This is a genomic window from Pseudoflavonifractor phocaeensis (assembly GCF_016901955.1).
GTDB lineage: Bacteria > Bacillota > Clostridia > Oscillospirales > Oscillospiraceae > Flavonifractor > Flavonifractor phocaeensis_A.
In genome coordinates this window covers 1-218 of record NZ_JACJLC010000273.1, presented here as the reverse complement: position 1 = coordinate 218, position 218 = coordinate 1, and the positions used below count along the sequence as shown (strand labels likewise).

The window sequence follows — 218 nt, the reverse complement described above, 5'->3', positions numbered from 1 at the left end:
TTTTCATCTCACTGTCAAGACCATTTTTTAAATGGTGACCCGTACGGGAATCGAACCCATGTTTGCGGCGTGAGAGGCCGCCGTCTTAACCGCTTGACCAACGGGCCATATGGTGCGCCTTCACGGATTCGAACCGGGGACCCACTGATTAAGAGTCAGTTGCTCTACCAGCTGAGCTAAAGGCGCATCTGGATCAGTGCTGTGTCAGCACCCTCAAA

At 52.8% G+C, this 218-nt stretch carries 2 tRNA genes; both read right to left on the bottom strand.

What is annotated here, in order from left to right:
- Positions 1-32: 32 nt before the first annotated feature.
- Positions 33-107, bottom strand: a tRNA-Glu gene (locus H6B51_RS17490).
- Positions 108-110: 3 nt separating this feature from the next.
- A tRNA-Lys gene (locus H6B51_RS17485) sits at positions 111-186 on the bottom strand.
- Positions 187-218: the final 32 nt, after the last annotated feature.